Origin of the sequence: Hungatella hathewayi WAL-18680 (assembly GCF_000235505.1) — a bacterium.
GTDB lineage: Bacteria > Bacillota > Clostridia > Lachnospirales > Lachnospiraceae > Hungatella_A > Hungatella_A hathewayi_A.
Genome location: NZ_JH379027.1, coordinates 3,111,439 through 3,120,963 on the forward strand (window position 1 = coordinate 3,111,439; position 9,525 = coordinate 3,120,963).

Here is a 9,525-nt window from a genome sequence, read left to right on the forward strand (position 1 = left end):
AGCCGCCGTCACCCGACACCCACATAAGCATAATTCTGCGAACTTTTCGCAAGATTTTGCAATTTTTTCCATTTCAAACCTTGCAATTTTTACGAAAGTGGGTATAATAGACTATATCGTGAGGGGGAAATCCCCTGCTTGATGATGGTTGATACCGCATAATCTATATCATGTGGTATCTTTTTTATTATCCAAAAACCAGCCGCATCCGCGCCAGCGTTTTCCTCGGCTGGGCCTCGGTGGTCATGGTGTAGATTCGTGTCGTGTTGATACTGGAATGTCCCAGCAAATCCATCAGCCGGACCACGTCCTTCTCTATCCGGTAAAAGGTTCTGGCAAACAGGTGGCGCAGATTGTGGGGAAATACCTTCCGCTCGTCCACTCCGGCTTCCCTGCCAAGTTCCTTCATTTTCTTATTAATATTGCTCCTGTCCATGGGCCGTCCTGATTTGGTCACGAAAATGCTTCCCCCGCGGATTCCCATTTTCCTGCAATAGTTCTTTAACAATCGGACCAGCGCGTCGGGAAGAAGGGCTATCCTGGATTTCCCCTTGTTGTAAATGTCCGTCCGCCCATCCTCCAGGGATTCCACGGTGATAAACCGCAGCTCGCTGATACGGATGCCCGTGCTGCCGATGGTCTGAAGCAGCATTTTCATGCGGATATCCCTCCGTTTCTCCGCCGCCTGTATCAGGCGTTTGTAATCCTGCTCGGTCAGTTCTTTCTCCGGCTGGCTGTACTGGACGTGCTGGATGCGGAAGAATTTGACCTTTAAATCGTCCCTTCCCAGAAAACTGACATAGCTGTTTAACGCCGCCAGCATGGAGTTGGCGCTGGTGGTTTTGTAATGTTCCTTTAAGTACTGCTTGTATTCCCGTATCCATTCCTTCTCTGACTTCTCCGACTTTTCTAACTTTTCTGCCTTTTCCCTTCCCGCTCCCCCTGTCCCTACTCCATTTCCATCCATCTGTATAAAACTCCGGAATTTTCTGATATCCCTCAGGTATTTCTCGACGGTAGCACGGCTCCGCTCCTCATCTTTCAAATATTCCTCATACTCCTCCAGCTGTCTTTCTGTGATACTTATCACATTTTTGCGCTTTCTCATATAAAAAAAACCTCCTTCTCTCTGCTATTCCATTCTTCTACTAACATACCTAAAAATGGGAAAATATGCAAGCATATTTTCCCATCCCGTATTCCCTATTCTGCCGCTTAACGCTCATCCAGAGAACGATAAACTTCTTCCTTCATCACGCTGGTATAAGCAGGACGAATAATCTTATCCATGTTAATCAGCTCTTCAATCCGGTGTGCACTCCATCCCACGATTCTGGCAATAGCAAAAATCGGTGTGAACATCTCTTCCGGGATATCCAGCATGCTGTACACGAAGCCGCTGTAAAAGTCCACGTTGGCGCTGACGCCTTTGTAGATTTTGCGCTCCTCAGAAATTACCTTCGGACCAAGCTCTTCTATCATGGAGTACAGCTCGAAATCTTCTTCTCTGCCCTTCTCCTCGGAAAGCTGTTTGACGAAGCGTTTAAATATCTCGGCACGTGGGTCGGACTTGGAATAAACGGCGTGGCCCATGCCGTAGATAAGACCCTTCTTGTCAAATGCATCTTTATGTAACAGACGTTTTAAATAATCCTCCACCGCGTCACGGTCCTTGGTGTCGCTGACTTCTTTTCTCAAATCCTTCATCATCTCGACTACCTTGATGTTGGCGCCGCCGTGCTTCGGTCCCTTTAAGGAGGCCAGAGCCGCGGATACCACGGAATAGGTATCGGTTCCTGAGGAGGTAACTACATGGGTGGTGAAGGTGGAGTTATTACCACCGCCATGCTCCATGTGGAGAATCAACGCCAAATCGAGAACGTGGGCTTCCACTTCCGAATACTTCTTATCCGGTCTCAGCAGGCGAAGCAGGTTCTCTGCCGTGGAAAGATTCTCGTCCGGGCGATGAATATACATACTCTCATCGCGCTCATAATGGTTGTAGGCATGATAGCCATACACCGCCAGCATCGGCATTACACTGATTAACATCAGGCTCTGACGGAGCACGTTGGGAATGGAGATATCCCAGGCCTGGTCATCATAGGATGCCAGAGTCAGAATACTCTTACTCAAGGATATCATCATATCTTTGCTGGGTGCCTTCATTACAACATCTCTCACGAAATTGGTAGGCAGTTTCCGGCTGAACGCCAGACTCTCTCTGAAACGCATCATCTGTTCCGCGTTTGGAAGTTCTCCGAATAACAGCAGGTAGGCAATCTCCTCATAACCGTAACGGTTATCGCGAACGACTCCGCCGATTAAATCGTAAATGTTGTAGCCGCGGTAAAAAAGTTTTCCTTCACACGGTGTCTTCACACCGTCCACAATCTTGTTTGACTCAATCTTGGATACCTTTGTCAAACCGGCAACCACACCGTTGCCGTTCTTGTCTCTAAGACCGCGCTTGACATCGTACTTGTCATACAGCTCCAAATCAATCCTCTCATCATTCAGGCAGATGTCTGCCCACTCCTGTACGTTGTCCATAAAATCCTGATTTTTAATCATTCACAGCGCCCCTTTCTTTCTTATAAGCTAATCTCCTTTTTTCTCGTATGCTTATTATTGTACCTTATTTTTCCACATTGTGCAAACAAAATTGTATTGAAATAAATACAAAATCTCTGTAAACGCCCATTTTATCAGTATTTACAGAGATTTTAATTTTTTATGAAGGCAGAATCAGGAAGCTCTCCGCGCTCTCATTTACCACATTTCCGTTTCCGTCCACCACGGTGAAACGGATGCGGTAGCTGCCCGGTTCCAGGGATTCCTTCCGGAATTGGTAGGTCAGCGTGTTAGTGCCCCAGCTGTGCTTGTCGGTGAGGCCGGAGACATTTTTAAACAGGGTGCTCCAATCAATGCTTTGGAAGCTGCCGTCTGTTTTTCGCTGAAGCTCCGTCACCAGGGTCAGTCTGCCGGTGTCCGGATTGCCGGAGGTGGCGTACTGCATGGTGAAGGTCAGCGGTTTTCTGTTCTCATCAGCCGGAACGAGTCTGCGGTTATTGCCGCCGCTTAAGACGGCGTTGACGGAGTACTGATATTTCTCCAGATTGAAATCGTGGGTTATCAGCACATTGTCCACCTCGGCGGCGTACTGGGCCATAACGCCCTGGGCCAGCTTTAACTCCAGCCGGTAGGCGCCGGCCGGGATGGCGCTTTTATCCAGCTTCAGATTCACCTGGCAGTTGCATGCGGTGAGACTGGAGCTCAACGGGACAGTCAAAACACCGTTTTTGGCTGAAATGTAATCGCCACTGCCATTTTGGGCCACCCAGGTGGACGGTATCTTCACGTAGGTGTCCGTGTCACGGTTTTTGAGGCGGATGCGGACTGCCATCTGGCGTCCCTCACCAGCCGTGTCCGTGCCGGAGCCGCCGGTGATCACGGTCATGACCGGGATGGTGATGGTGTCGTCCTCCATGTAGGTCGGGACGCCGGCGCTTCTGCTTCTGGCTGTCATAGCGCTCAGGCCGTAGGTCTGGTTGTCACCGCCCACACCAAAGACTACCTGGCCAGGAGCGCCCTCGGTGCCGTCCTCGTAGACCGGTGCCAGCTGCGCGCACAGGCGGCTGGCCGAGTAGGTGTTCTGGGCGGCAAAATCGATGATAAACAGCAGATTTTCCGCCGTGCCCTCCGGTATCCGGCAGGAATAGTGTTCCCCGCTTCCGTTCTTTAAGAAGGCACTTAAGGGAATCGTGCTTTCGGCGCCGTCTGTGGTGTAGTGGTAATAGATGGGCTGGCCGCTGCTCCTGTCAATGGCCAGAATGGTGATTCCGGCCGGAAGGATTTCCGGATTCCACTGGTATCCTTCCTCCGATATACCTGCGTAGGTGGAGAAGGATAAGTGGTGGTCAGTAATCTGGCTGGTTTCCCGGATGGCGCCGCCGTCGGAGGTGTATTGCAGGGTAATGGAGCTGCCCCGGGATACGTTGACGGCGGCTGTGGCATTTTCCGCCTCCATGTTGTAGAGGTATCTGGCGTTGCGGTACTGCTTGCCTGGGGATACCAGGCAGTCGCTGTACTGGCGGATATTTTCTCTGCGGATGCGGAGGGTCACGGTCACCTGGCCGTTTTGTATCCGGGAACCGTCGGACAGTGGCTGGTAAACGGCCATGTCGAAGGTTACCTGGAGGGGGTACTCTCCTTCCCTGTCGGAAATGTTGACGCCGGATTTATTTTCCAGGGTTATCTGGAAGGATAAATCGGACTGGCCGCCCAGGGTTCTGGTCTCGATGACGGCTGGGGAGGACGTGGAAGCTGGGATGAAGGCTCCGGTTCCGTCCGCCGTGGTGCCGGTGATGCAGGCCAGATTTTCCATGTCTTCCGTGGCGGCAATGCCGGTACTCAGGGTCAGGGACAGGGTGTGGCTGGGGTCCCTGGCCTGGTCCAGGTCCTCGGGACGCACCAGGGTGAAAGTCTCGCCGGCGGATTCCAGTTTTAGGGAATCTGGAATAAGGCGGTATATCGTCTCTGTTTCGCTGGCGCTGGTGAGAAGCTCCGCTGTCTTTCCGGTGCCTGGGCGGTTGGACATGATGAGGTCCGCTGTCGTCTCCGTTCTGTCTCCACCGATACTCCAGCTGCTCCAGACGTCTTTGCGGCCGGTTGGGAGGATGACGGTGTCTTTCTCGTGGAGGAGGGCCTGGCGGCTGTCGTAAATGTCATCCGCGTAGAGGAAGCCTCCTGTCTCACCGTCGTTCCATGCGCCGAGGACGTAGATGCTGGCGGGGGATGGGGCGATGCCGATAGTCCTGGCGGTAGTACCGTTGCCCGCCATGCTGGCTGTTGTGCCGCCGGTGGACGCCGTGCTGGCTGTTGTGCCACCGATGGACGCCGTGCTGACTGCTGTGCCGCCGGTGGACGTCGTACTGATTGCCGCAGCACTGGTGGTCCTGGCGGTGTCTTCAGTGGGGCCGTAGGCTCCAAGGAGGGCGTAGCCGTGGACTGGGCCGTAGTCAGTGCCTGTGTTTCGGGTGCCGGCTTTCAGCTCCATATAGGTTCCATGGCGCAGATAGATGGCATTGTTTACGGTGGACACAGCTGTTGTCAGACTGCCATCTGCGTTCTGGCTCTCGATTCCGCCGAGCAGATAGACAGGGGACTGCAATTTCAAGGTGCTTCCACCTTGTAATATCAGACTGCCGATACGGGACAGGGTGTATCTGTCCTGTGCGTCCGTGTCATCATATTCCTGGCTGCTGGTGTCTCCTGTATTAGAATTGCCAGTCAGTTCCAGCTGACAGTTGTCCAGGGTGAGCGTTTCCGCATTTTGGATGGAGCGCAGTGACGCCTCGCCGTTCATGTTGCTGCCGGTGATATGGATGCCTCTGGAGCCGGTGACATTGCCGGACTGGCCGCCGCCGGAAATGGTGCCGGTGACACGGCCATCCGCTATCTCAATCCGGGCATCGCCGGATATGGTTCCCTGGCTTCCGCCACCGTAGACGTCACCGTCCACGGTACCGGAGATGTTCAGTCTGGCGGTATCCGTCACGATGGTGCGGATGCCGCGGCCGCCGCCGTAGATGCTGCCGGAGCCGTCGCCGTAGAGGCTGCCGGAGCTACCGGAACTGTTGGCTTTGCCGGAGTTACTGTTGCCAGTGGAACCTCCGGAGGTGTCCGAATCATCGGGGGTGCTGGCGGCGGCATTCTGGGATTTGCGGACTGTTCCCAGTATTTTTATCTCGGTGCCCTGCTTTATCTCTCCGCTCTCGTTGGAACCGCCATAGACAGTTCCTGTCAGCTGGGCATCTTTCTGTAACTCGATGGTGGCAGTTCCGCCTGCGCCCATGCGCAGACCGCCGCCGTAAATGGTTCCTTCCACGCTGGAGCCTGACATGGCTGTGACTTTGGTGCTTCCGGCCACTGGGCCCATGTCTCCTCCACCGTAGATTTCGCCAGTTACTTCTTTCATCAGAGTAACGGAGGTATTACCGCCAATGAGGGAATCACTGCCCTTGCCGCCACCGTAGATGGTGCCCGTTATGGGGCCGCTGACAATGACGGTGGCCGTGCCTGTGACAGTGCCGCTGTCTCCACCGCCGTAAATGCGGCGGGCGGTGCTGGTGCGGTTACCAGTGTTATTCTGATTGGCCGCATCGTTCTGATTGACAGCGTTATTCTGGCTGCCTGTATCGTTTCGGTTATCTGCGCCATTCTGGCTGTTTATATCCTTCTGTTCAATCTTATTCTGCTGTTCAACACGATTCAGTCTTCCGCCTGCTGTTACTGACGAAGAACCGACTGTGGTCTGTTTGCCCAGGCCGCCGCCGAATACATTGGTGCAGGTTCCGTTGACGGTCACTGTGGCAGTGCCGCTTATCTCGCCGGATTCCCGGGCGCCGCCGTAGAGATGGGTGGCTGATGCATCCACTTCCAGGGTGACAACCGCTGACTGGGAGCTGGCGGACAGTCCTCCTCCGAATACCATCTCGGCGGTTCCACCTTTTAACAGAACCGTGTTGACGCCGGTGGTGCTGCCTTCCTCTCCGCCTCCGTATACATTTTTGGCAAAGGCCCCTGTCTCAAGGGTGATGGATGGGGAAGCTGTCTTGGTGTGGCTTCCATGGCCGCCGCCGTAGACATTGCCGGCTTCTCCTCTTATGGTGATGGCCGGTGCGGACACCTCGCCGGAGATGTTGCTACCGCCGTAGAGATTCTCCACTTTTGAGCCGTTTTCTGCCGTGATAACTACGGGGCCGGTGACATCGGCTTCCTGGCTGCCGCCGTAGACCGTATTGGTGACACTGCCGGTTGACAGTGTGATCGTTACGCCGTCACGGACATTGCCCTGGATGGCGCCTCCGGTTATCTGGCCTGCTATCCGGCCGGTTGGGGCCGCTGTGATAACAGGCGATGCAGTGCTGGTTCCCAGGCCGTAGCCGCCGCCGTAGACATTAGTGACTGCCCCTGCAATTGTGATGACCGGACTGGTTACGGTTCCGCTGTGCAGCGCTCCGCCGAAGATGGCTGGCACTGCCGAACCCTCCATGGACTGGATGGACACCGGGCCGGTGACGTCCGCATGTTTCCCGCCGCCAAACACACTGCCGGACGGAGCTGTGCCGGAGAGATTGATGGACGTGCCGCCGCTGGTGACACTTCGGTCCTCACCGCCGCCATAGACATCCATCGCTATCCGCGCGCCTGGGTTGATGTTGATGCGTGTGCCATTTTCTACCGCTGTCTGCTGGCCGGAGCCGCCTCCAAATACGCTGGCGGAACTGCCGGATACATCGATGGATACCTGGCCTTTTACTGTGCCGGAGGTGGCCGAACCGCCGTAAAGACTGCCGTTCACTGCTCCTGCTGTCTGATGAAGTTCTATATTTCCGTGGACGGACGCCTGGTTGGCGCCGCCGTAGAGATGACCGGTGATTGAGCCGCCGGACTGGGTTACCGTTACATTTCCTGCAGTATCGGAATGGTTTCCGCCACCGTAGGCATTGCCCTCTATCAGGCCGCCCTGGATATGGAGCGATGATTCGCCCGTTTGGGACTGGCCGCCGCCGTAGACGTCGCCGTAAATCCTTGCGCCGTCGCCTATTGTAAGGGTGGACTCTCCCAGGACTCTGCTGCCTGTGGCGCCTCCTCCGTAGACGTTGACCGGACTTTCTGCGGTACCGACCGGGACATGGATGACTGCTTCACTGCTGCCCACATGGCCGCCACCGCTGGCGCCGCCGTAGACACCGCCGGATATGGTGCCGCCGTACAGGTAGACTGCGGAGGTTCCTTCCGTGGATGATGCATGACCGCCGCCATAGACACTGCCCATGATGCGGCCACCACGAATGGTCAGGGTTGTGTTTCCTGTTACGTTGCCGATGCCGGAAACATTATCGTTTAAACTGCTGCTGGCTTTTGATTCATCTGCCTCGTCAGTGTTAGAGCCTTGTTCCAGGATTCCTGCGCTGTCCGACTCGTCGGCGTGTCTGCTATTCTCCGGGCCGCATCCGCCGCCATAGACATCGCCGTTTATCACTGCGTTTCCGCTGATGGTTGTGGTTACATTGCCCTCCACTCTTCCGGAATTGGCGGAGGAGTTTGTGCCGGTTCCTCCGGCATAGAAGCCGTGGTCGAAGGTGCCGCCGGTGATGGTGATGGTGATATCGCCGTCCACATTTCCGGAACGGGTTCCGTAGACTTCTGTCTTGTCGGATGCGCCCACTCCGCCGCCGTAAAACGTGCCGATAGCACCGCCACTGATGGTGACGTCCACATTTCCACGGACTCTTCCGGTCATTCCGCTGGAGTAAACACGCTCTACCGCTCCGCCGGAAATATTCAGGCGGATATCGCCCTCGGTCTCGCAGAGGGAGGAATTTATCTCGCCGGAGGACGCGCCGTAGAGACTGCCTATGGAGCCGCCGGTGACACGGATGCCCACCGTTCCTCTCAAGATGCCGGAGCCGCCGTAGGGCAGAGTTCCGCCGATGATTTCGTTGATGGTTCCGCCGTGAATCTCGATATCTGCGTTAGTCTCCGAGATTCCACTGTGGAAGACGGAACCGGCCACAATCTGGCCGATAGCGCCGTTGTTGACAACCAGATGGCTGTATGGATGACTGCTCTCACCGGCCCCATTTTTGCCGGTACAGATAATCTGGGTCAGGGAAATGTCCTGGCTGTCCAGGATGGCCGTGGCCGGGTTGTCAGAGGATGTTCCTCTTCCGCCATAGGACGGATGATAACGGCCGTCATTTCCAAGCACCAGAGACAGGTTCTGGGCTTCCTGGGCCTGGAACACGGCTCCCGTGCTGAGTATCAGATTGCTGCCACAGCAGGACAGAGAGGCGTCCTGGGCGCTCATGGATAACTGCAACTGCTCCAGCGTTAAATCACCGGACAGATACAGGCTGGGCTGGGACGTCACAAGTTTGGTGCCACCCTGGCCGCGAAGGGTGCTGTTTTTTCTCTGCTCCGCATTTTCCAGGAAGGCGTCCTCCAGCGTGTAGTCGGACAGAAGCTCGATGATATTGGTCTCGGCCGTTCCGGTTTCCGGTAAATGACGGTATGCGGCTGCCAGGGATTTGAATGGCTGCTCCATGGTTCCCGGATTCTCGTCACTACCGGAAGTTTGATTGACATAGAGGACCTCCGCCTGTTTCCACTGGGCAGTCAGCGTTACTCTCGGCTCAGTTTCCGTTCCCGTGGATGTCAGGGTAATGGCGGCGCCCGGAAGAAGTTCGGTGCCCTCCGGCACTTCGCTCTCTTCTGACTGCACACCGATAACGCCGGAATAGGTGATATTCCAGCCGGCAAAGGTGAGTCCGCCCTGGTGGGTAAATGGATTGGCTGACGGTGTGAATTCGCCGCCGCTGGCAATCCTTATCGCCTCCGGAGCTGTTCCTTCCGCCCCATCTCCCGGTGCGTAAATGACGGTGATGGGCTGTTCCGTATAGAGTCCCGCCGCCCCCTCGGAGCAGATTTCCACTGTCTCGGAGCTGGCGCGGGTTC

General features: G+C 55.5%; 3 protein-coding genes. All 3 read right to left on the minus strand.

Annotation, left to right across the window (positions count from 1 at the left end; all coding sequences use genetic code 11):
- Positions 1-187 precede the first annotated feature (187 nt).
- Positions 188-1,108, minus strand: coding sequence for a tyrosine-type recombinase/integrase (locus tag HMPREF9473_RS14010; protein ID WP_006780789.1), 921 nt, complete (start codon positions 1,106-1,108; stop codon positions 188-190).
- Positions 1,109-1,215: 107 nt separating this feature from the next.
- The gene (locus tag HMPREF9473_RS14015) at positions 1,216-2,574 is read right to left on the minus strand and encodes a citrate/2-methylcitrate synthase (RefSeq protein WP_006780790.1); all 1,359 of its coding nucleotides are present in this window, start codon (positions 2,572-2,574) and stop codon (positions 1,216-1,218) included.
- A 160-nt stretch (positions 2,575-2,734) separates the two neighbouring features.
- On the minus strand, positions 2,735-9,525 hold a 6,791-nt coding region (locus HMPREF9473_RS14020), incomplete at its 5' end, for a beta strand repeat-containing protein (RefSeq protein ID WP_006780791.1).

What these genes read in the sequence shown, in the direction of transcription:
- HMPREF9473_RS14010 (WP_006780789.1), bottom strand. Translation starts at nt 1,108, where the DNA reads ATGAGAAAGCGCAAAAATGTGATAAGTATCACAGAAAGACAGCTGGAG.
- HMPREF9473_RS14015 (WP_006780790.1), bottom strand. Translation starts at nt 2,574, where the DNA reads ATGATTAAAAATCAGGATTTTATGGACAACGTACAGGAGTGGGCAGAC.